Source organism: Cetobacterium sp. ZWU0022, assembly GCF_000800875.1.
GTDB lineage: Bacteria > Fusobacteriota > Fusobacteriia > Fusobacteriales > Fusobacteriaceae > Cetobacterium_A.
The window spans coordinates 1-22572 of record NZ_JRJZ01000041.1 but is presented as its reverse complement, the minus strand read 5'-3'; the positions used below and the strand labels follow the sequence as shown (position 1 = coordinate 22572).

The window sequence follows — 22572 nt, the reverse complement described above, 5'->3', positions numbered from 1 at the left end:
TAATTTATTTATAGTCTCCTTCCATAAATCTATAGAAAGCAGGATTAACCCAAATTTCTTGAGTTTTAACTTCAAGATTTGAGTCATCTTTCATAGCTTTAATGAAAGCTTCAGAATTTGTAGGTAAAGTTAAAATGTTAGCCTCAAAAGAATCATTCTTAACCAGGTGAGAGATGAGCATTTTATATCCATCAATCTTGTCGGTTTGCACAAATGGTTGCCACCAAGATTTGTAGATTAGCTTTTCTTGATCTTTAGAATCTTTTTTAGCGTAACGGTCTATAGTTTTAGTAAATTTAATTTTATCATTTAAATTTTTGAATTCAAACTTTAAATCATACTCAGTAGGAGTAAGAACGATTTTTCCATCTTGTAAAACAGTATGATCATAATTAGGTGAACCCCAATTTGGATTATGTAAGAAAGCAGAAGTCTTAGGCTCTAGTTGTATTTTAGCGTCTAAATCTTCACTTTTTAATAGAGCTATCAGCTGTAATGCATGAGTTATATCATTATGACCATAACTAGCAGTTAATTCTTTTTTAAAGTTTGCGTATTCATTGATATTTTTTAAGTTATACCCAGTCATCAATCCATTAGCCAGAGCTATGTTCAATCTATCCAAAAGAACAGCATCTTTCGGTGGTACGGTTGTAGACCATTTTTTTGATATTCTTTCAAGAATGTTTTTATCAGATATGTTTCCTAAACTATTTTCATTTATATCTAAGAAATCATCAACATAATTGGATATTGTTGAATAGTCTTTTTTATTTAATAGGTCTGTAGTTGTGATGTTAAGATCAACTAAAACGGCTTTGTCTGAAAGTGATTCCAACGATTCTGACTTCATATTTTTATAACCTTTTAAAGAATTTTGAATCTTTTCTTTTGAATAAGTTTTAGATAACTCTTTTAACTTTAGTTTTTCAATAGCAGTGCTAGGATCAAGAGTAGCTAAAGCAGTGAGATTAATTAGTATGAAGCTAAGCAAAATTTTGTTTTTCATTAGAAGTCTCCTAAGTTTAGTGTGTGTGTAATTTTTATTGATCAGTTACATTTGTGATAGCATATTGATAACGATTTTAGCAGAATTATCAGCAGCAATATTAACGAAATCATTATAGTTCATATGTGCACTTCCATCAGCTTTATCAGACATAGATCTAATAACAACAACAGGAGTTTTATAAAGGTTAGCAACGTGAGCAACAGCAGCACCTTCCATCTCAACAGCCCATGCACCAAAATCAGATTCTAGAGCTTGAACAGTTTGTTTGTCAGCAATAAATTGATCACCAGTAGCGATTGTTCCAACATAAACTTTATTTTTTCCTAAAACTTTTTCTGCAGAAGTTTTGGCGATATTGATTAAATTTTTATCAGCAGAGAACTTGGCATCAATCGATCCAGGAACAGCACCTTTTTTAGTACCGAATACTGTCGTATCATAGTCGTGTTGAACTAAATAATCAGATATAACGACATCAGTTATATTTAAATTGTTATTGATTGCTCCAGCGACTCCTGTGAAGATTATTTTATTTACATCATACTCTTCCATAGCTATAGTTGTAGACATAGCAGCATTAACTTTTCCAATTCCAGATTTGAAAACAACAACATCTTTATTTTCTAATTTTCCCTTATAAAATACAACAGAAGCTTTTTCTTCTTGTTTTACATCTTTCATTTGTGAAAGTAAGATTTTTATTTCAGAGTCCATGGCTCCGATTATAGCTATTCTGTTAGCTAAAGATAGAGTTGATGTTAGAAGTGTTAAAAGTAATGTAAGTTTTTTCATTTGATTCTCCCTTTAAAATAAATTTTATGAAAATAAAAAAGAGCATATAAAATCCTATGGGAATATATACTCTCATTATTAGTGATTATATTATCCCTCATAGCGAGCTGTTTACGGCAGCTCGTAGAAACTCTTGGCCAATCCCAAGTATATATGAGTTAATTTGTGTGTACGTTAATTCTTTTACAGAAAGATGGTACCATAACTTCATAAACATTGCAATATTTTTTTCACAAGCGAATCAATAAAAGTTAAAAATTTGACAAAATAAAAAAGATAGGGTATATAGGATAGTTGAGGAAAGAAACTGTAAAAATAGAGTTTTAATAGAAGAAGCTACCAATTTATCAGAGATAAAAATATTGGTAGCTTTTTACAATTTTAAATTTGGGAGGGAAAATATGAAAAAGTTTTATTCATTTATTGAAAATTTATTTATGGAACCTATGATAAAATTGGCTGAGCAAAGACATTTGAGAGCAATAAGAGATGGAATGGTATCCACAATTCCTCTTACTATTGTAGGAAGCTTCTTTTTAATAATAGCATTTCCACCGGTTCCTCAAAGCTTAAAAGAAAGTATGTCAATATTTCTCTGGATTCAAAAAAATATAGGAGATATACTTATTCCTTTTAGAATAACTATGGGATTAGTAGCAATTTATGCGACATATAATATAGGTCATAGCTTATCTAGATGGTATAAGTTGGATGGAGTTTCGGGTGGAACATTGTCACTTTTAGCGTATTTTATGACGATATTACCATCGACGGCAGTATCTAATACAGGTGAAAGTTTAGGGTTTGTATTACCTATGGGAAAATTAGGTGGAGCAGGGTTGTTTGTAGGAATTGTAATGGCTTTATTTGCTGTGGAAACTTTAAATTTTTTTAAAAGAAAAAATTTGATTATAAAAATGCCAGAGGGTGTTCCTGAATCAGTTGTTAGATCATTTGAAGCTCTTTTTCCAACAGTAGCAGTTGTATTTTTAACATGGATAGTTTTTGTGATATTTAAATTTGATATTCATAATGTTTTTAATAATATATTTAATCCGTTAAAATGGATAGTTGATACACCAGTTGGGGCAGTGGTTATGGTTATATTAATAACAATGCTTTGGACAGCAGGAATCCATGGTGTATCAATAATAGGAGCCATAGCAAGACCAATTTGGTTAGAAATGTTAGCATCAAATGCAGAGGCTATGCAAAACGGTAGTGATACTTTACCGTATATAACTCCTGAACCATTTTTTCAATGGTTTGTATGGATTGGAGGAGCAGGGGGGACATTATCATTAGTTTGTTTATTGTTATTTTCAAAATCGAAATATTTAAAGGATATGGGAAGAGCAACAATCATTCCTTCGTTATTTAATATAAATGAACCCGTTATATTTGGATTACCGATTATGTTGAATCCATTTTTTACAATACCATTTATGTTAGGGCCTGTACTAGCAACGATAGTTTCTTATACCGCAATGTCGCTGAATTTAATCTCAAGACCAGCGATTCTAGCACCGTGGACATTCCCTGCTCCTATTGGGGCATATTTGACAACAGGAGGAGATATAAGAGCTGTGTTGTTATGTCTTTTTAATATTGTTTTGATGGCAATCGTATACTATCCATTTTTAAAAGCTTATGATAAAAAGATGTCAATGAAAGAGAGTAGTGAGAAAGGAGAACAAAAATGAGATGTTCCTGGTGTGAAAGTAGCGAACTTTATAGAGAATATCATGATAAAGAGTGGGGGAAAGCTGTTTATGATGATAATAAACACTTTGAATTTTTAGTTTTGGAGTCAGCTCAATCGGGATTGAGTTGGATAACTATATTGAAAAAAAGAGAAAATTATCGAAAGGAGTATAGTGAGTTCGATCCCTCTAAAGTATCTAAATATGATGAAGACAAAATAAAAGAGATGATGAATAATTCGGGAATAGTTAGAAATTTAAAAAAAATAGAAGCATCAATAAATAATGCAAAACAATTTTTAAAAATAAGCAATGAATTTGGTAGTTTCAATAGATATATTTGGTCTTTTACAGAGAATAAAATTATAAAAAATAGTTGGAAAACTCTAGAGGAAGTACCATCAAAAAGTGAACTTTCAGATTTAATAGCAAAAGATTTGAAAAAAAGAGGATTTAAATTTTTAGGAAGCACAACGGTTTATTCTTATCTTCAGGCAGTAGGGATAATTAATGACCATCTATTAGATTGTGAATTTCGCGATTAAATGATATTCTAATAGAAAAGATATATATTAAAATTTAAAAGGAGGAGAAATGAAAATAGTTCAGACATCTTCAACAAGTGCTGCTCTTGTTGAGTTTCAATTAGAAAAAGGAGAAAGTGTAAGAATAGAACCAGGATGCATGGTTTATAAGGATGCTTCAATAAATTTACAAGGAAAGGTAAATGGAGGATTTTTTTCAGCAATAGGAAAAGCCTTTTTAGGAGGGGAGAATTTTTTCACGTCAGTAGCAACAGCTAAAGATAATGGAAGAGTTGCAATTGCACCAAAGGGATTTGGAAATATAAAGGTTTTAAATGTTTCTAATGGAAATCATTGGTACTTAAATGATGGAAGTTTTTTAGCTTGTAATAGCTCTGTTGATTATACTTCAACAAAACAAAAAAGATTTATAAACTCTATTTTAGGTGGAACGGGTGGATTTTTCATCTTGAAATCTAAAGGAGAGGGAGAACTTTTGGTAAATGGTTTTGGTGACTTGGTAGAAATAGAGTTAGATGGATCACAAGCATTTCAAATAGATAATGGACATGTTGTGTGTTGGCAAGAATCATTAGATTATAAAGTTGAAATTGCAAGCGGACTTCTTGGGTTTAGAACCGGAGAAGGATTGGTAAACACATTTAAAGGTAAGGGTAAAGTAATTATACAGACAAGAAATATTCAATCGTTTGTAGATATTTTAGTAGATTATATACCATTTCCAAAAGAGGATAAAAAATAAAAAAAGCTGTGTATCTTTTAAAATGGATACGCAGCTTTTTTAATGATTAGGTGATTATATTATCCTCCAATAAGATATCTGCTATTTTTCTTGAATGTTTTCTTTATGATATATGCAAATGCAATAGACAAGAAAAGTGTAAGTATAGTTAAAAGTATTAATCCTATATAACCAGATTCTTTTTCAAATCCAATGGCTGGATAAATAAATTGAATGATGTAGTTGTGCAAAAAGAAAATAGGAAAACTATATTCTGCAAGAATATCGAAGATACTTTTAAATATTTTATTAAAATGTTTCTCAAACTTATTGAAAAATAATACTAAAAATAAGCACATAAAGAATTTTTGATAAATAACAATATCTAATCCTTTATATATTAAAATACTTTTATGTGAGTTAATAAATTTTCCTGTATATATTTGAAAAGCTAAAATACCAAGGGTAATTAAGCCAAAAACATAACTTTTATCTCCAAATTTCTCGAAGAAATCATCTTTTTTCATAGAGATGTATATACCTAGACAGTAAACAGGACTAAAATATATTAGAGCTTGAAAAACGTTAACTGTGAAATCATGAGCAGGTCTATGTACAATACTTCCTGCAATAAGTAAAACGAACATAATTGTTTTATGAAATTTTTTCATCTTTATAAATTTTATGAAAATAGGTGATGATAAAAATAATAAAAATGCAAACGGAATATACCACGTTGATAAGAGCATAGTTCCAGAATAAAGACTCAAAAATAGATATTTTAAAAACTCGCCTGTAGAAGAGTATAACTTTTGATATCTAGGAACATTTAAGAGTTGAAAAATCACAACAGGTGTCATAAGAACTAAATATGGGCAAAGAACATTTTTCAATTTATTAATCAAGAACTTTTTAAAATTAAAACCTCTTGAATAAAAAACATGATGAAATAAAAATCCAGAAATAAAAACAAAAAGAGATGTTCCACCACTTACAAGTGAAAAAAAAGATTTTGTAAAAATACTATTTAAATATGGATCATCATAATTAAATACTTTGACAGTTCCAAAGAGATGTCCGATGACAATAAGTAAAATTGCAAATCCTCTAAAATAGTTGATAAAATTTAAAAACATAAGGCCCCCCTATTAAAATTAATAATTTGTATTATATCATTAACAAATTTATATTACAAATTAATAGACGAGTCAAAAATAAGATTAGTTTGACAAAAAAATGAAAAGATGATAAAACTATATTAGAAAAAACTAATATAGTTTATGGGAGAGTTTGATTTATGAAAAAAACAGATTTAACAAAAGGAGATATAAGAAAAATACTATTATCTTTGGCAATTCCAATAATGGGTTCATCTTTTTTACAAATGATTTATGGATTAGTTGATATGTATTGGGTTGGAAAAATAGGTAGTGATGCTGTTGCGGCAGTAGGGACGGCAAGTTTTTTTGTCAATCTAGGATATGCTATAAATGCGATGATTGTTGTAGGTGCAGGAATAAAATTATCACATGCTATTGGAGCTAAAGATTTAGAAAAAACAAAAGAGTATATAGTAGCAGCATATACAATAAATTTTTTAATGGCCTTGAGCATTATAAGTATAATTGTAATTTTTTCAAAAGATCTAGTAAAATTTTTTAATCTGTCATCTGATGTAGAGAGGATGGCACAAGTTTATTTGGTTGTTACAGGAATAGGGTTGATATTTAAGTTTTTTAACTTCCTATATTCAAGAATTTTAAATAGTTATGGGGAGAGCAAAATTCCATTTAAAATAAATAGTGTTGGAGTAGCTTTGAATATAATATTAGATCCGATATTCATATTTATTTTTGATTGGGGAGTTTTTGGAGCAGCTCTTGCAACGATTTTAGCTGAAGGAGTAAACACAATTTTATTTGTGAAAAAATCTAAAGAGTATTTCAAAGTTGATAGTTATATTTCAAAAAATTATGAAGCAATGAAAGAGATGATAAGATTAGGATCCCCTATTGCAATCCAAAGAGTGTTGTTTACTATTTTTGGAATAGTTATGGCAAAGATAATTTCGAGATGGGGAGCTGATGCAATAGCAGCTCAAAAAATAGGGCTTCAAATAGAATCGATAACTTTTATGACTATTGCTGGTCTTCAAGGGGCAATAGGAAGTGTAATAGGTCAAAATTATGGAGCAGGTTTAAAAGATAGAATAAAAGAGGGATATAAAACAGCTATGTCTATGGCTACTTTAATTGGAATTTTTACAACAGTAATGTTTCTTATAATTCCAGAAACAATAGTAAAAATATTTGTTCAAAAGCCTGAAACTATAAAAATAGCAGTTGATTATATGAAAATAATAGGTGTATCACAACTGTTTATGTGCTATGAAATAGTAACGAATGGAGCTTTTAGTGGAATAGGAAAACCTAAACTTCCTTCGATTATAAGCGTTATTTTTACATCTTTGAGGATACCATTAGCATTTTTTCTTTCGAGAGAGGAGTATTTAGGATTGAATGGAGTATGGATAAGTATAGCTTTATCGAGTATAGTAAAAGGAGTTGTATCACCTTTAGTTTTTAGAAAAAATTTAAAATAGGAGCTGATTAATGTGAAGACAATAAAAGAGATAATTAGAAGCCACAATCTAAGTTTAGATATAAAAAAAGGTAATTTTGGAATAGAGAAAGAGAGTTTAAGAGTAAAAGAGAATGGAGAGTTAGCAATAACACCTCATCCGAAAATTTTTGGAGATAAAATAAAAAATCCGTTTATAACAGTTGATTTCTCTGAAAGTCAATTAGAACTTATAACTCCAGCTGAAAAAAGTGTAAAAGAAGCATATAATTTTTTAAAAAATATTCATGAAATTGTTTCGATAAACTTAAAGGAAGAATATTTATGGTCTCAAAGTGTCCCACCTATTTTACCCAATGAAAAAGAAATACCAATAGCTAAATTTCCAAATAATAAAGATTTAGAGATTTACAGAGAAAAATTAGCTGAGAAATATGGGAGAAAAAAACAGTTACTCTCAGGAATTCATTTTAATTTTTCATTTGATGATGAATTTTTAGAGGAGTTATATAATTTATTGAAACCAAATGCAGAGTTTAAAGAGTTTAAAAATAGTGTCTATTTAAAAATATCGAGAAATTATTTTAAATATGGTTGGATAATAATATATCTTTTAGGAGCTAGTCCTGTAGTTCATGAAACATATTTAAAAAAATGTTTAGATAGAATGAAAAAATATAGCGAAGATACATATTACTTTGAAGATATAGTTTCTTTTAGAAATAGTAGTTGTGGATATAGAAATAAAGATGATTTTTTTGTGAACTATGATAGTGTAGATAGCTATATAAATTCTTTGAATAGATTGATAGAAGAAAAGAAAATATCGAGTCCAAAAGAATACTATAGTCCTATAAGATTAAAAACTAAAAAAACAAAAGAGATTTTAAATGAACTTAAAAATAATGGTGTGGATTACTTAGAATTTAGATCAATAGATTTAAATCCGTTTTCAGAAATTGGAGTAGAAGAACTTGATTTAGAGTTCTTACATCTATTTATTCTTTTCCTATATTTAAAAGAGGATGAAACTTTTACAGAAAAAGATTATTTTAGATACCTTAAAAATCAAGAGTTACTTGCAAATAATGGAAATTCGAAAGATTTTAAATTGATTTGCTGTGAAGATACAGAAATTTCACCAAAAGAGTACTCTCTTATCTTAATAGATGAGATAGAAAAAGAACTTAAAGATATACTTGCTTTTACAGAAAAAGATAGAAAAATTTTAGAGTTCCAAAGAAATAAAATTTTATCAAAATCACTTTATACAGAGAGAATATTGAAAGGTATCAAAGAAAAAGGATTTGTAAATTTTCATATAGATTTAGCTAAAAAATCATTAGAGGAGATAAAACATAAACCATATACATTAAAAGGATATGAGGATTTTGAACTTTCTACTCAAATCCTATTAAAGGATGCAATAAAAAATGGAGTGAAATTTGAAATTTTAGACAGAGCAGAAAACTTTATATCTTTAGAAAAGGATGGGAAAGTTGAATATATAAAACAAGCTACGAAAACATCTTTAGATTCATATGTGACTATGTTAATTATGGAAAATAAGGTAGTAACAAAAAAACTGCTTAAAGATAATGGAATAGTTGTACCAGAGGGAAAAGATTATTCAAATATAGATTTAGCTAAAAATGATTATAGAAAATATGGTGCTGGAACAGTTATAAAGCCTAAATCTACAAACTTTGGATTGGGAATAACTATATTTAAAGATGAGTTTTCGAAAGAGGATTATGATAGAGCAATCGAGATAGCATTTAAAGAGGATTCTTCAATTTTGATTGAGAGATTTGTAAAAGGAAAAGAATACAGAATACTTGTTATAGATGATGAAGTAGTTGGAATACTTCATAGAGTACCAGCTAACGTTGTTGGAGATGGAAAAAGAAATATTAAAGAGCTTGTTCGAGAAAAAAATGAGGATCCTTTAAGAGGAGAGGGATATAAAACACCTTTGGAGAAAATAAAATTAGGCGAGTCTGAAAAAATGTTTTTAAAGGCTCAGAATTTGAATTTTGAATATATACCTCAACAAAATGAAGTTATATATTTAAGAGAAAATTCTAATATAAGTACAGGTGGAGATAGTTTAGATTTCACTGATGAAATTTTGGAAGTTTATAAAAAAATTGCAGTTAAATCTGCTCAAGCTGTAGGGGCAAGAATTTGTGGAGTAGATATGATGATAGATAAAATAGATTCTGAAAATATTGAAAAAAATTATGCGATTATAGAATTAAATTTCAATCCGGCAATACATATACATTGCTATCCATATAAAGGTAAAAATAGAAATATTGGTGAAAAAATATTAAAAGCTTTAGGTCATATAGAGTAAATAAAAAATAGTGTAATCTCAATAATTATGATTACACTATTTTTCATATAATATATTTTGTTAGATTTAAAAATTATTTTGTGAATCCTGTTCCTAGATAGTTTATAATTTTCTTTTTAATTCTTTGAATAGTATTATCAATTTTCTTAGGTGTTTCATTAAGAAGATTTGCAATTTCAACATATGTGTATTCTTTGCAAAGATAATAAAAAACTTTCTTCTCAAGATCACTTAAATTTTCAACTAAAAAACTCTCTAAAAGTTTAACTAGCTCTTTTCCTAAAACAATCTCTTCAGGATTATAGAAGTTGATTGATGGAGAGTTATATTTAGTAACTTCTTCAAATCCAACATACTCTTCTCCCATAACAGCAGAGTTTAAATTTTGGTATTTAGCTGAGCTGTGAGTTTTAACAGCAGTAATGATTTGTCTTCTTATACAAAGGTTTGCGAAAGTATTAAAACATGCATTTTTACTTTCATCATATGATTTAATAGCTTTCATAAGCCCTATATATCCTTCTTGTAATAAATCGTCTGATTCTGCACCTTTTAAGAAAAACTTACGATTATTTCTTAAAATAGAGCTTTGATATTCTTGGAAAATTTTTTCAGTGGCCTCTTCATCACCTTGTTGTGCTAATTTGATGTCTCTAACTTCAATCATGGCTCATCCCCCAATTTGTTTGATATATTTTATACTGTAATAATATCAAAAAAATTGATTAAAATAAATATTCCAAATTTTTCTTTTTTTTATTATTTTTTGATATGTAAACAAAAAATTTGAAAATGGGAAAGCTAGTGTTTGTAAGGAGAACTAAAAATATATAAAAAATGTATACAAATGTATTAGAATAAAAATGGAAATTTTTTTAAAATTTCCATTTGAAATTATTTTAAATAGAAGCAGATATGTTTAATTTAACATTTAATTTAACATTGTTACTATCTTCTAAAATGAGAGGAAATGATTCGATGTTTATAGAACCATTATAAGTACCATTTTTTAAAACTGTTTTAGGCTTTAAAAAAATTTTAACAGATTTTGATTCGCCGGGATTAAGTACAAAAATTTTTGGTGAAACAATTGTAGATATACTATTTTCTTCCATATCTATATCAACTTTGTATATAAGAGTTTTTTCTTCACTGTTGAAAAAAGTGTACTCTTCATGAGCTCCAGAGCTTATGTTGTGATCAAATGTCATTGGATAAAGTGAAATTGAAAAAGTCCAAGAAGAAAGTAACAAAAATAAACAAACAAAAATAAATTTTTTTAAAATGACAAAACCTCCCTAAATATTTAAATAGCATTATATTCTAATATTTTTGCAAAATTTTGTCAATATAAATTAGACTCAGGAGTCAAAAATTGATTTAAAAGTTGTTATATACGAAAGGGGATATATTTAAGATGACATTGAGCTTGATGTTTCCACTTTCTTCAAGATTTAATGGTAATGTTTCGATATCTATAAAACCACTATATACTCCTTGATTTAGTTTTGTTATTGGCTTTAAAAAAATTTTAACAGATTTTGATTCTCCAGGGTTGAGCACAAAAATTTTCGGAAAAACTAATGTTGAAATATGAAATTCATTCATATTTATATTCACTTTATAAACTATTGTTTTGTTTTGAGTATTAAAAAAAGTGTACTCTTCGGTAGCACCAAACTGAATATCTTTATCAAAAGAAACAGGATAAAGAGACAAGGAGAATAGTGATGTAAAAGATATAAAAAAGATACAGAAAATTAATGTTTTTTTATCAATCATGAAATCACTCCAATCTAGATTTGATATTAACATCTTATATATTTGACTTTATATTTTGATAAATAGTTTTAGGAATATATGTTATAATAAACTATACGAAATAAATAGAATAAGGTGGTTTTATGCATATAGATATAATTGAAAGTTTAAAGACGAGTAGTTTAGATTATTCGCTTGAATCAAAAATAGATTTTCAACATAAGCTTTTATCAAATAGAGATAGAAAAATTATAGTAGATATTAGAAAAGAGTTAGAAGAGTGTGATGAATTTATAATGTCTGTAGCTTTTTTGACAGAAAGTGGAGTAACTCTAATATTAGATCAATTAAAACTTCTTCAAGCTAAAGGAGTTAAAGGAAAGATATTAACTGGAGATTATCTTAGCTTCACAGAACCTAAAGCTTTAGAAAAACTTCTAAGTTTTGATAATATTGAAGTTAAACTTTTAACAGAGTCAAAATTTCATGCAAAGGGATATTTTTTTAAAAAAAATAATATTTGGTCATTTATAATAGGAAGTAGTAATTTAACTGGAACAGCACTAACGATTAATTTGGAATGGAATTTGAGAGTAACTGCCTTGGAAACTGGAAAAATCACAAAAGATATGTTAAATGAATTTAAATCTCTTTACGATTCCCTTCCAGTTCTAACAATAGATCAATTAAATAGTTATAGTGAGATTTATGAGTTAGCAAAAATTATAAAAGTAAAGCAAGAAAGATTTAGAGAAAAGACTGTTCAAATAAAACCAAATAAGATGCAGGAACTAGCTCTTCTTGGCTTAGAAGAGTTGAGAAAAAAAGAGGACAGAGGATTACTTATAAGTGCTACAGGAACAGGAAAAACATATTTGAGTGCTTTTCATGTACTAGAAACTAATCCAAAAAAAGTTTTATTTTTAGCTCATAGAAAAACAATTTTAAAAAAATCACTTCATAGCTTCAAAACTATTTTAGATAATAAAAAAATGGCAATATATGAAGCAGATAAACTAGAGGATAATGATGTAATTTTTGCGATGATTCAAACATTGAGTAAAGATGAGCATTTAAAGAAGTATAAAGAGGATGAGTTTGATTATATAATAGTGGATGAGGTACATCATGGTGGAGCTAAGAGTTATCAGAAAATTTTAAACTATTTTAAACCAAAATTTTTATTAGGAATGACAGCAACTCCTGAAAGAGGAGATGACTTTGATATATATGAATTATTTAATCATAATATAGCTTATGAGATTCGTTTGCATGATGCATTGAAAGAGGGACTGCTTTGTCCATTTCATTATTTTGGAATTTCGGATATAAGTATAGAAGGAAAATATATTGATGAAAAAACATCTATAAAAGACTTAATATTAGATGAAAGAGTAGATCATATAGTAGCTAAATCTAAATATTATGGATATAGCGGTAATAAGTTGCACGGATTAATATTTGTTTCGAGGGTTGATGAAGCTAAAGAGCTTGCAAAAAAATTAACAGAGCGTGGATTTAAATCAAAAGCCTTAAGTTCAGAAGACAGCGATCAAGAGAGAGAGAATTCTATTAGAGGGTTAGAAAATGGAGAGATTGAATACTTAGTAACAGTAGATATATTAAATGAAGGTGTAGACATTCCAGTTGTAAATCAGGTTATATTTTTGCGACCGACAGAATCTTCAATTGTTTATATTCAACAATTAGGAAGAGGGCTGAGAAAAAGTAAGAACAAAGAATTTGTGGTAGTTTTAGATTTTATAGGAAATTATCAAAAAAACTTTTTGATTCCAACTGCTATTTCTCAAAACAATACTTTTGATAGAGATTATATGAAGATGTTTTTAATAAATGGAACAAATATGATTCCAGGAGAGAGTAGTATAACTTTTGAAAGAATAGTTAGAGAGAGAATTTTTGAAAATATAAACAAAACCAATTTTTCAACCAAAAAATTAATTGAATCGGATTTCCAATTTTTAGAAAAGCAATTAGGAAGAGTACCATTGTTAAATGATTTTTATGAGATGGGTGGGATTGATCCAACTGTAATTTTAAAATTTAGAAAAAATTATGATGAAGTATTAAAGACAATAAATTCAAGTTGTAATTTGGGTATTTTAAGCAAAGATGAAAAAAATTATTTAACATTCTTATCATCAATATTTACTCCAAGTAAAAGAGTTCATGAGTTCTTTATATTGAAATATCTTATTTTGAATATTGAAGTAACGAAAGAACAGATAGTAGAAGCTATAGAAAAAAAATATGAATTATTTTCTCAAGAAAAAAATGTATTAAATGCTTTTAAGCATTTAGAAAAGGATATTTTTAAAAGTTTATCAACAATAAAAGAATATATGCCTTTAATAGAAAAAAATGGAGAGATTTGGAGAATAAAAAAAGAGTTTATAGAAAGTTATACTAAAAATAATTATTTTAAAATGTTGATAGATGATCTAATAAAATATAATTTAAATAATTCAAGTAGAAATTATAGTAAATTTTCGAAAGAAGGAATGAATAAATACAAAAATTATTCAAAACAAGAAGCATTTTGGTATATGAATTTGGATTTTAATAATGGATATCAAGTAAGTGGATATACAATATTCGAAGAAGAGAAAAAAGTTATGATTTTTATAACTTTAGATGATTCTATTCCTTTTACAACTTATGATAATGTATTTTATGATCGACAGCATTTTAATTGGTTTTCAAAAAGTAATAGATGTTTAAGTAGAAATGGAAAGCTGACAGGAGAGGGAAGAATAGCGAATAATGAGTTTACGATTGAAGTTTTTTTAAAAAAGAAGATGGGAGAAAATTTCTTCTATCTGGGTGAAGTTTTAAAAGTAGATTCTGCTAAGGAGATTTTAGGGAAAAAAGATGAAGTATTAGTTGAATATAATCTGATTTTAAAGGATGAGATAGATAAAGACTTATTTGATTATTTCAATTTATAAAAGAGAAGCTTTCGCTTCTCTTTTTATATTTTCTTTTTGTATTGAAACTCGGTATTATTATTAGATTTTAGATTTAAAGATGCTTTAATTAAATCTACGAAGTTGTTTCCAAAAACATACTCTAAAACACTTTGATATGAGAGTATAAAAGGTTGATAATCTTCAGTCTTAAAACCAATTGGATTTTCTCTTCTGAACCGTGCTGATTTAGATTTCTCTATATTCATACACGCAAAATCTGAATCATTCATAGCTAAATAATTATTTTTTTTAGTAGGAACGAAGATATATAAAGTTTCAGCCTCTTGTACAATTTCTAAAGGGTATATAGAGCACCAAAGAGGTTTTGTATCTATAATCTCACCTAATGTAGCACCATTATCGATACATATTTTGTGTATGGCACAAAGATGTCTATCAATATGAATGCATGAACACGTACATCTATCAAAAGTTGATTCAACATGCTCGTCCGGGATTAACATGTTGTCTTTTTTTATAGATGTTATAATTTCATTTTCAGTCAATCCCTCCTCTTTTAATATCGAAACCGCTTTTGTCAAAGAGTCATATTCTTTTAAATTTCCTAAAATTATATTTCTAGCTTTTTTATTAAATTCATATGGAAATTGAACGCAACAATTAGTCAAACAATTAAAACAATCAAAATTTGTTAGATGATTGAAACTTTCTATATCAATAATAGCATTATAAGATTTATTTTTTAAAATAACTGGAATAGTTAATGTTTTTATTCCATCGAAATACAGCTTTATTCTTTTTTTATTTTTTTCAGAGATTTTAAAATCTCTATGTAAAAAGTAATTCATTAAATTCTCCTAAACTTTTATATATATTTTTTAATGTCATCTTACATTATAGTATAAAAACATACAAAAACCAAGAAAAATATAAAAAATAATCAAATAACGAACATAAGTTAACCACTTAAAACTTAGACAAATAGGTAATTTTAATGTACAATTCAATTACTGAACTTTTAATGCTCGTCAATTTTCTCTCAAATTGATGAAAAATTTTCTAATTTAAAAATAAGCAGGTACATTCCCAGTACCTGCTTATTTCTATTATTTTTTAAAAAATAAAAGGAAAATAATAAGGAATACAGTATAGTGTCAATAAGACTGTATAATTTTAATTAGGAGGGGAGATATGATTGGTGGATTATTTAGAAGTAAAAAACTTATTGAAGCTGAAAAAAATCAAAAGCTATTAGAGAGTGAAATAAAAAAATTATCTATGGAATTAGTCAAAAAAGATGGATTTTTAAAATGTAAAAATGATTTGTTTATTTCAAAAGAAAATATGAGTAAAAATACTTTTGATTGGGAGAAAATGGGCGACGAATTAAAAAAATACCATGAAGAAAACCTTCTTTTGAAAAAAGAGTTAGAAAAAATAACAAAAATATTAAATCTTAAAGATTCGAGAGTTAGATATAGAATAAAGATTAATAAATTCTTATTTGAAGCAAGATTTAATGAAGAAGTTAAAAATTTTAAATTGAATAATGTTAACTATGCCCAACAATTGAATGTAGAATTAATTGAAAACTTAGTCGATGATAGCAAGATAAAAAATGAAATTTTAAAGAGATACGAAAACTTTATAAATGAAATTATGCTTTGGGAATTAAAAACAAATTTAATAAAAGGTGAAAAAATAACAGTGGTATATTCAAAGTCAAGAAAACTTATAAATGTATTAAATGAAAAGAGTGTATCATATATGGGAGACCTGAATATAGATATTTTAAATCAATTGAGTGAAGATTCATTTACAAATGAAGAGATTGATGGATTTAAAAGAATTTTTGAAGAATATAATAAAGAATATCTAATAAAAAAAGAACCTAAATTTTAATTATTTAGGTTCTTTTTCTTTAAAAGAATACTCTATTTTTTTCAAAGTTATGAATACTTTCAAGCTCTTTAATTTTAATTTTACTGATATATAAGATTGATTTATCTTTAAAAATTATACGCTCCTCTTTATAATCTAAAATTTTGATTAAATCAGTGTTTATAATAAGCCCTCTTTCTAATTTATAAAAATTTGGAAACGTAACTGTTAAAAAATCTAAATCAGAGAATGTTCGTTTTACAAAAAAACTCTCATTATTAATCAAATTAAATCTAACTTTCCGACTTACTCTACAGTAATCCATATATAAAATTTCAGAAAAATCAAAAACTCCTTTTAAGTAAGTATCTCCTAAATAAAATTCAGAATACTTTTTTATAGAAGAGTAGTATTCCTCTATAGATTTTTCGATTTCATAAACATCATATGTTAATGGTAGAATAAATTGTAGGTTTTCTGGCAGAATGCAATGATATAATTTTGGCAGACTAGATTACACTTTCTTTTAAAATATAGTATCCTTTTAGTATAACAAATACTACTGGAGGATACAGATGAAAGGATGGATTATGTTTAATAAAATTAAAGCTTTAAAAGAACAAAATCTTAAAGTAACTCAAATTGCCAGAATACTAAATTCAGATGTTAGAACTATCAATAAATATTGGGATATGTCATCTGAAGAATTTGAACTTCTCAGAACCCAATATAAACAAAGAATTGTTGGAAGAAAAATGGATATCTATGAACAACTTATCGTCTCTTGGCTTAAAGAGTTCAATGATATTAGTGGTGCTCAAGTATTTGATTGGCTTAAAGAAAGAGAGAAAGACTTTAGCATGGCTGAAAGAACAGTTCGATCATATGTTGAAAAACTTAGAAAGAAATATGAGTTACCTAAACTCAAAGTTTCACGACAATATCTTGCTATTCCAGAAACACTTCCAGCAGAACAAGCGCAAGTAGATATGGGACAGATTAATCTTCTTACTGAAGACAAAAAAACTAAAAAGCTCTATCTTTTTACGATGCTATTATCTTTCTCAAGGTATAAATTTGCTATTTGGCAAGATAAGCCATTTACATCAAGTGATATTGTACAATGTCATCAAAAAGCTTTTGAGTTCTTTGGAGGTGTTCCTAAAACTATTGTTTACGATCAAGATAAAACTATGTTTGTTAAGGAAAATTTTGGAGATGTTATTAAAACAGATTTGTTTCAAAAGTACTTAAATACTATGAATTTTAAAGTGTATCTTTGTAGAGCATATGATCCTGAGAGTAAAGGTAAAATTGAAGCTGTCGTTAAATTTGTAAAAAATAATTTTGCTAAACATAGAATTTTTACAAATATTGATGACTTTAATGGACTTTGCCTAGATTGGTTAAAAAGAACTGGAAATACAAAGGAACATTCAACAATAAAAAAAGTACCTGAAGAGATGTTTCACCTAGAAAAAGAACATCTACAACAAGTACCTCCATTCCTCTTTGCGAAAGAAGAATCTAGCAATAATATTGTACCTTATTCTTTGTCAAAAGACAATACTGTAACATATAAAAGTAATAGATACCAACTTCCAAAAGAAACATATTCAGATAAACAAAAAGAAGTTGGAGTACTTTGTGAAGATAATAAAATAACATTTTTAAATCTAAAAACTAAAGAAAGTATTAATACTTATGAGATTTCTAAGGATAAAGGCAAACTAATCTCAAATATTTCCAGAAATACACCGCCTGATCCTAAAGTTTTGGAGCTTAAATCCAAAATTTCAAATCGTTACTTTAACAACAATTTGATTATTAAGTATATCGAAAATATTGAAATATTAAAAAAACGATATATAAAATCTCAATTGAAAAGAATCGATAGTTTATCTACTGAATATGATAACGAAATTTTTCTAAATGCGATTAAAGAATGTATATCAAAAGATAATTTTGATTTAGATTTTTTATCAAAACTTCTTAATAATACCAAGAAAAATATTGAATCAGAATCTTCTTTACAAAATATTCCCGATAAATTAAAAAATATAGTTACTGAAACTAGAGAACTTTCTGAATACGAAGAAAAGTTGGTGAAGCTATGTTAAATGAAGAATTAAAAGAGTTGGCAATACAATTAAATTTAAATAATTTAAGGGATAATCTTGATGATTATCTCTTAAATGCAGAGCAATCTAACGTTTCGTATTGTGAATTTCTAAAAAATGTTTTTAAAATGGAAATTGAAGAAAGAGAAGCTAAAAAATATAAAATGCGATTAAAAAAAGCTAATCTTCCATATCATAAGGATTTTAGTGATTTTGACTTTAATTTTCAAAAATCGATTTCAAAGAAAAAAATAAATATTCTGTGTGAAATGCAATGGGTAGATCGCTTGTTTAAATTAATTCTTCTAGGCCCTCCTGGAATAGGTAAAACTAGAATAATGATTTCTTTAGGAGTTGAAGCTCTAAAAAAAGGATACGATGTTTTTTTTGTTTCAATGACTGATTTAATTGATATTTTGAAGTACCGAAAAGATTCATATAAATATAACTTACTATATAAAAGAGTTCTTAACGCTCAAGTTTTATTATTAGATGAAATTGGATATCTTCCGATTAGTAAAGAGGAAGCAAACCTTTTCTTTCAATTAATTTCAAAATTAGATGAAAAAATGGCAATGGTGATTACTTCAAATAAAACCTTTAGTGAATGGACAGAATTCTTAGGAGATCCAGCGCTAGCAACAGCAGTATTAGATAGACTATCTTTTAGATGTGAAATATTCAACTTAACAGGAAATAGTTATAGATTGGAAAAGAGAGAGCATTTATTTAATGAATAGGTGTAATTAGGTCTGCCAAAAAAGCAGCATTCTGAAATGCCAATTTTACAACAATCGAAAAGGCCAAAAAAACAACAAAATACTCTTGCCGTTTACATCATATCTAAGTATACAATCAAAACATTTATTTGACTTAAGAAATGTTCTCATCTCTTTTGTATTAGAATTTCCTACAAGAACAATAATAGAAACACCTTGTGAAAAATAAAAATCAAACTCCTCCTTAAAGTTAGGGATAGAAATATCTAGAAGAACTAACTTACAATATTCCACTATGTCTATTTCAACAAAATCATAGTTTAAAATCTCTTTTAATAAAATCTTTGAATTATTATCAATTACAAGCCCAATTTTATTCATGTGAAGCCAACTCCTCATAGATAAGAGACAATCGAATTGAATTAGCAAGATTAGATACCTTTTCAATAGTTCCTGTTAGATAGTTAATTTCATCGATACCCAAATAGTTTTCAGGATCTTTGAAAAGTACAACACCTATACAAGGATTGTTGCCAAAAGGGATTCTAAGTGCAGATGTATATTCTGAATCATAGATATCTTTTTTATCAATAAATAAGTTTGAGTCATATGTTTTGAAATTTTTTTTGATAACACAATCTTGATCCTCATAATTTTTAAAGATTTTAACTCTAACTATTTTTAAATTGGTGTTTTTTAAAATCTCATCTCTCAACTGTATTTCAAATTGTTTTTGTTCTCTAATTAAAACTAATCTATTAAATGTTTTTTCAATCGTATAAGATTTTCTTAGAAAAATTTTATCAAAGATATAATTATAAAAATCTAAAATTAAAATTATAGCTAAAACTAAAGTTGGTTGCTCTAAGCTTTTGTAATAAAATAAGCTGATGTAAACTAAAGAGAAACCTAAAATAAATTTAATGAATCGACTTACATTTTCGTTATACACTTTTAAAGAGTAGAAAACAATTCCCCAGTAAAGAGACATATAAGTTAGAACTCTTAAAAAATTATTTAATCCAGTCAAATTTGGGAAAAATAAATTAAAAGATTCTAAAGAAAAATATCCCATTAAAACAAAAACCCAACAAATATTTTTTGAAAGCTTTCTTTTTTTGGAAAAAAGAATAAATAAAATCATTAAAAATATAATTCGAGATAAAGATATATTTTTAGCAATAAATCTAATAATCTTTATTAAATATTCAAAATTTAAAAGTAAATATGTATATATTTGTGGAGATAAAATAATAAGGGTTATTATAAAACTATGTAAATAAGAGATAAATAAAAGCGTTATAAAAATTTTTTTAACAATATTGTATCTAGGAGAAATAAATTTGTTAATTAGATAAAAACCTAAAGTAAATCCTAAAATAGTCACTGTTAAAAAATCTAATATCTTTATAATGTCTATATATTTTGTAGTTCTAAAACTTAAAATTAGATTTAAAAATAAAATAAATGAAGTATAATATAAAGTTTTATCCTCTTTTAATTGTTTTTTCAGCTTAAGAAAGATGAATAAATTTATAATAATGAGGGATAAAGTAATCCCGTTCAAAAAATATTCTTCTTTTTTAGAAAATTGTTTGCCGATAAACTCTATCTCTATCTCTTCCCAAGGGCTTTCTTTTGTGAAAGAGATAATTTTAACTTCATCGTCATACTTTCCTTTTAAAGTATACTTATCATTTGGAACATTGAGAAAGATTTTTCCATTTAAAAAATCTTTACTTTCAAAGTTGTGATTAGTATTATCTAATTCGCTGTGTAAAGAGTATTCACCTATCTGGTTATCAAGAATTTCCATATTTTTAATCTTTGGAATTACATAAACAAAATCTTTTTCTTTCAATGATAAAAACTTAATTAAAACTCCTAGAGTTAAAGAAAAAATAACTATCGAAGCAATGAGGTATTTTTTTTTAAACATAAGATCCGTCCTTTTATTTTTTATATGTTGTAATTGAAATAATTTCAATGTATAGAACAGGAATTATAACCAATGTTAGCAATGTCGAAAATGACAAACCAAATATAACAGCTATAGACATTCCAGAATATAGTTCTGCCCCTTCTCCAAATCCCAAGGCAAGGGGAATCATCCCACACACTGTTGTCATTGTAGTCATTAAGATTGGTCTAAGTCTTGTTTTACAAGATTCTTTAACCGCTTCATTTAATTCATACCCACGATTTCTTAAAATTTTGATAAAGTCAATAAGAACTATGGCGTTATTAACAACAGTTCCTGCCAACATTATTATTCCAATCATTACCATCATATCAAATGGAGAGTTGGTTAGCAAGAGTCCACTATAAACTCCAATCATTGCTAAGGGTACTGATGCTAATATAATTCCTGGAAGTAGGAAATTTTCAAATTGTGAGGCTAGAATTGCATAGATTAAAAATATTGAAATTCCAAGAGCCATCGCCATTTGAACAATTGCCTCGTTAAATAACTGTGATACTCCACCCCATGAGTATGAAACCCCACTTTGAGGTGCTGCTTCATTAAAAGCTTTTAAAATTTCTGATTGAATGTTACTTAAACCTATGCCACCATCATTAACACTGATTATAGAAGTATATACTTTATCGATTTTATTGATTTCTGATGCTCCTTCTGCCATAACAATATTTGCTACATCTGAAACTTTTACAAATTTACCATCTCTTCCTCTAACGTTTAACTCATTTAAAATTGAAATTTTTGTTCTATTATCTTTTGATAATCTAATTAAAACATCAATATTTTCTATTCCAGTTTTTACAGATAAAGTTTGTCCAGCTGCCCTATTTCCACCTAAGAATGAGTAGCTTATTGTTCTTCCTATATCAAATGCACTAATTCCATGTGCTCTTAATTTATCTCTATTTAATACAACCCTTGCCTCTACATTTCCCGATTCTATACTTGATGTAATATCTATAATTCCAGGATTTCGACTAATCTTCTCCTGTATTTTAGATATAATATTTTTAGTAAGATTTAAGTCATTAGAACTTACCTGAAACTCGACATCTCCTTCGCCAGTATCTGTTTGATATTCGTTTTGGAGATTGAAATAGATACCTGGGATTTTAGAAATCTCTTTTCTTAAGTCTTTAGTAACATTAAAAACAGAAAATTTACGATCGGATTTTGGACCTATATCTACATTGACAATCCCTTTATTATCTTTAATCAAAGTTGAATATGACTTTGTTAAAGGATTGTTTTTTACTATTTCAACGGCCCGATTTGTAATCTCTTCTGCTTTTTCAACGGAAAGACCTCGCTCTAATTTTAGGACAATAGAATATCGCCCATAATCTTGCTTTGGAATAAACTCTGTTCTAGTAAACATAGGGCCTATTATCATCATTCCTATAAATGTTAAGAACGCTAATGCAACTGTTTTCTTTCTATTTGAAAT

General features: G+C 27.2%; 20 protein-coding genes and 1 riboswitch. Of the genes, 9 read left to right on the top strand and 11 right to left on the bottom strand.

Annotated elements, in window-relative coordinates; genetic code table 11:
- Positions 1-4: 4 nt before the first annotated feature.
- The gene (locus tag L988_RS03915; RefSeq protein WP_047381808.1) at positions 5-1009 is read right to left on the bottom strand and encodes a hypothetical protein; all 1005 of its coding nucleotides are present in this window, start codon (positions 1007-1009) and stop codon (positions 5-7) included.
- A gap of 45 nt (positions 1010-1054) precedes the next feature.
- Positions 1055-1804, bottom strand: coding sequence for a 5'-methylthioadenosine/adenosylhomocysteine nucleosidase (locus L988_RS03910; RefSeq protein ID WP_052191675.1), 750 nt, complete (start codon positions 1802-1804; stop codon positions 1055-1057).
- Between the two features lie 80 nt (positions 1805-1884).
- Positions 1885-1981: riboswitch (purine riboswitch) on the bottom strand.
- A gap of 224 nt (positions 1982-2205) precedes the next feature.
- On the opposite strand from L988_RS03910, the gene L988_RS03905 reads away from it, so the two are divergent.
- The 3 genes from L988_RS03905 to L988_RS03895 are packed head-to-tail and all read left to right on the top strand — an operon-like array spanning position 2206 to position 4794.
- Positions 2206-3507, top strand: a complete 1302-nt coding sequence (locus L988_RS03905; RefSeq protein WP_047381806.1) for a PTS sugar transporter subunit IIC — start codon at positions 2206-2208, stop codon at positions 3505-3507.
- Positions 3504-4052 (top strand): DNA-3-methyladenine glycosylase I, encoded by a 549-nt coding sequence (locus L988_RS03900; protein ID WP_047381804.1) that lies wholly within the window; start codon positions 3504-3506, stop codon positions 4050-4052. Before L988_RS03905 ends, L988_RS03900 begins: the two co-directional genes overlap by 4 nt.
- A 49-nt stretch (positions 4053-4101) precedes the next feature.
- The gene (locus L988_RS03895) at positions 4102-4794 is read left to right on the top strand and encodes a TIGR00266 family protein (protein ID WP_047381801.1); all 693 of its coding nucleotides are present in this window, start codon (positions 4102-4104) and stop codon (positions 4792-4794) included.
- Positions 4795-4853: 59 nt separating this feature from the next.
- Here L988_RS03895 and L988_RS03890 read toward each other — a convergent pair whose 3' ends face one another.
- Positions 4854-5909: an acyltransferase gene (locus L988_RS03890; protein WP_047381799.1), complete on the bottom strand. Its 1056-nt coding sequence runs from the start codon at positions 5907-5909 to the stop codon at positions 4854-4856.
- Between the two features lie 161 nt (positions 5910-6070).
- Between L988_RS03890 and L988_RS03885 the strand changes: the two genes are divergently transcribed.
- Both L988_RS03885 and gshAB read left to right on the top strand, forming a co-directional pair.
- A complete protein-coding gene (locus L988_RS03885) occupies positions 6071-7375 on the top strand; it encodes an MATE family efflux transporter (protein WP_047381797.1) in 1305 nt (434 codons plus the stop codon).
- A 12-nt stretch (positions 7376-7387) separates the two neighbouring features.
- Positions 7388-9712 (top strand): bifunctional glutamate--cysteine ligase GshA/glutathione synthetase GshB, encoded by a 2325-nt coding sequence (gshAB, locus tag L988_RS03880; protein ID WP_197053937.1) that lies wholly within the window; start codon positions 7388-7390, stop codon positions 9710-9712.
- A gap of 73 nt (positions 9713-9785) precedes the next feature.
- On the opposite strand, the gene L988_RS03875 is transcribed toward gshAB, so the two are convergent.
- The 3 genes from L988_RS03875 to L988_RS03865 form a co-directional block, all read right to left on the bottom strand.
- Entirely contained in the window at positions 9786-10379 is a 594-nt protein-coding gene (locus L988_RS03875; RefSeq protein ID WP_047381793.1) for a sigma-70 family RNA polymerase sigma factor, read from the bottom strand.
- 232 nt (positions 10380-10611) lie between these two features.
- Positions 10612-10923, bottom strand: coding sequence for a hypothetical protein (locus L988_RS03870; protein WP_047381791.1), 312 nt, complete (start codon positions 10921-10923; stop codon positions 10612-10614).
- A gap of 169 nt (positions 10924-11092) precedes the next feature.
- Complete coding sequence (locus tag L988_RS03865; RefSeq protein ID WP_047381789.1) at positions 11093-11494, bottom strand: hypothetical protein; 402 nt, start codon at positions 11492-11494, stop codon at positions 11093-11095.
- 122 nt (positions 11495-11616) lie between these two features.
- Between L988_RS03865 and L988_RS03860 the strand changes: the two genes are divergently transcribed.
- Positions 11617-14442 (top strand): DUF3427 domain-containing protein, encoded by a 2826-nt coding sequence (locus tag L988_RS03860; protein WP_047381787.1) that lies wholly within the window; start codon positions 11617-11619, stop codon positions 14440-14442.
- 23 nt (positions 14443-14465) lie between these two features.
- Here L988_RS03860 and L988_RS03855 read toward each other — a convergent pair whose 3' ends face one another.
- On the bottom strand, positions 14466-15272 hold the full coding sequence (locus L988_RS03855) for a hypothetical protein (protein ID WP_047381786.1): 807 nt from the start codon (positions 15270-15272) through the stop codon (positions 14466-14468).
- A 343-nt stretch (positions 15273-15615) separates the two neighbouring features.
- Between L988_RS03855 and L988_RS03850 the strand changes: the two genes are divergently transcribed.
- Complete coding sequence (locus L988_RS03850; protein WP_047381784.1) at positions 15616-16326, top strand: hypothetical protein; 711 nt, start codon at positions 15616-15618, stop codon at positions 16324-16326.
- A 19-nt stretch (positions 16327-16345) separates the two neighbouring features.
- On the opposite strand, the gene L988_RS03845 is transcribed toward L988_RS03850, so the two are convergent.
- Positions 16346-16705 (bottom strand): LytTR family transcriptional regulator DNA-binding domain-containing protein, encoded by a 360-nt coding sequence (locus tag L988_RS03845; RefSeq protein WP_369798247.1) that lies wholly within the window; start codon positions 16703-16705, stop codon positions 16346-16348.
- Positions 16706-16880: 175 nt separating this feature from the next.
- Here L988_RS03845 and istA point away from each other — a divergent pair, with 175 nt between their 5' ends.
- Positions 16881-18425, top strand: a complete 1545-nt coding sequence (istA, locus tag L988_RS03840; RefSeq protein WP_052191673.1) for an IS21 family transposase — start codon at positions 16881-16883, stop codon at positions 18423-18425.
- Positions 18419-19165: an IS21-like element helper ATPase IstB gene (gene istB, locus L988_RS03835; protein ID WP_047381783.1), complete on the top strand. Its 747-nt coding sequence runs from the start codon at positions 18419-18421 to the stop codon at positions 19163-19165. Before istA ends, istB begins: the two co-directional genes overlap by 7 nt.
- A 45-nt stretch (positions 19166-19210) precedes the next feature.
- Here the strand turns inward: istB and L988_RS03830 are convergent, their stop codons facing one another.
- The 3 genes from L988_RS03830 to L988_RS03820 form a co-directional block, all read right to left on the bottom strand.
- Positions 19211-19525 carry a hypothetical protein gene (locus tag L988_RS03830; protein WP_047381782.1) on the bottom strand — a complete coding sequence of 105 codons (315 nt, stop codon included), beginning with the start codon at positions 19523-19525 and terminating at the stop codon, positions 19211-19213.
- Positions 19518-21083, bottom strand: coding sequence for a hypothetical protein (locus tag L988_RS03825; protein WP_047381779.1), 1566 nt, complete (start codon positions 21081-21083; stop codon positions 19518-19520). Before L988_RS03825 ends, L988_RS03830 begins: the two co-directional genes overlap by 8 nt.
- Positions 21084-21096: 13 nt before the next feature.
- Positions 21097-22572 (bottom strand): efflux RND transporter permease subunit (locus L988_RS03820; RefSeq protein ID WP_197053936.1); only part of this gene is annotated, 1476 nt, incomplete at its 5' end.

Excerpts from the sequence above, each read along its gene's own strand:
- L988_RS03915 (WP_047381808.1), bottom strand. The coding sequence starts at position 1,009 with ATGAAAAACAAAATTTTGCTTAGCTTCATACTAATTAATCTCACTGCT.
- L988_RS03910 (WP_052191675.1), bottom strand. The coding sequence starts at position 1,804 with ATGAAAAAACTTACATTACTTTTAACACTTCTAACATCAACTCTATCT.
- L988_RS03905 (WP_047381806.1), top strand. The coding sequence starts at position 2,206 with ATGAAAAAGTTTTATTCATTTATTGAAAATTTATTTATGGAACCTATG.
- L988_RS03900 (WP_047381804.1), top strand. The coding sequence starts at position 3,504 with ATGAGATGTTCCTGGTGTGAAAGTAGCGAACTTTATAGAGAATATCAT.
- L988_RS03895 (WP_047381801.1), top strand. The coding sequence starts at position 4,102 with ATGAAAATAGTTCAGACATCTTCAACAAGTGCTGCTCTTGTTGAGTTT.
- L988_RS03890 (WP_047381799.1), bottom strand. The coding sequence starts at position 5,909 with ATGTTTTTAAATTTTATCAACTATTTTAGAGGATTTGCAATTTTACTT.
- L988_RS03885 (WP_047381797.1), top strand. The coding sequence starts at position 6,071 with ATGAAAAAAACAGATTTAACAAAAGGAGATATAAGAAAAATACTATTA.
- L988_RS03875 (WP_047381793.1), bottom strand. The coding sequence starts at position 10,379 with ATGATTGAAGTTAGAGACATCAAATTAGCACAACAAGGTGATGAAGAG.
- L988_RS03870 (WP_047381791.1), bottom strand. The coding sequence starts at position 10,923 with ATGACATTTGATCACAACATAAGCTCTGGAGCTCATGAAGAGTACACT.
- L988_RS03865 (WP_047381789.1), bottom strand. The coding sequence starts at position 11,494 with ATGATTGATAAAAAAACATTAATTTTCTGTATCTTTTTTATATCTTTT.
- L988_RS03860 (WP_047381787.1), top strand. The coding sequence starts at position 11,617 with ATGCATATAGATATAATTGAAAGTTTAAAGACGAGTAGTTTAGATTAT.
- L988_RS03855 (WP_047381786.1), bottom strand. The coding sequence starts at position 15,272 with ATGAATTACTTTTTACATAGAGATTTTAAAATCTCTGAAAAAAATAAA.
- L988_RS03850 (WP_047381784.1), top strand. The coding sequence starts at position 15,616 with ATGATTGGTGGATTATTTAGAAGTAAAAAACTTATTGAAGCTGAAAAA.
- istA (WP_052191673.1), top strand. The coding sequence starts at position 16,881 with ATGAAAGGATGGATTATGTTTAATAAAATTAAAGCTTTAAAAGAACAA.
- istB (WP_047381783.1), top strand. The coding sequence starts at position 18,419 with ATGTTAAATGAAGAATTAAAAGAGTTGGCAATACAATTAAATTTAAAT.
- L988_RS03830 (WP_047381782.1), bottom strand. The coding sequence starts at position 19,525 with ATGAATAAAATTGGGCTTGTAATTGATAATAATTCAAAGATTTTATTA.
- L988_RS03825 (WP_047381779.1), bottom strand. The coding sequence starts at position 21,083 with ATGTTTAAAAAAAAATACCTCATTGCTTCGATAGTTATTTTTTCTTTA.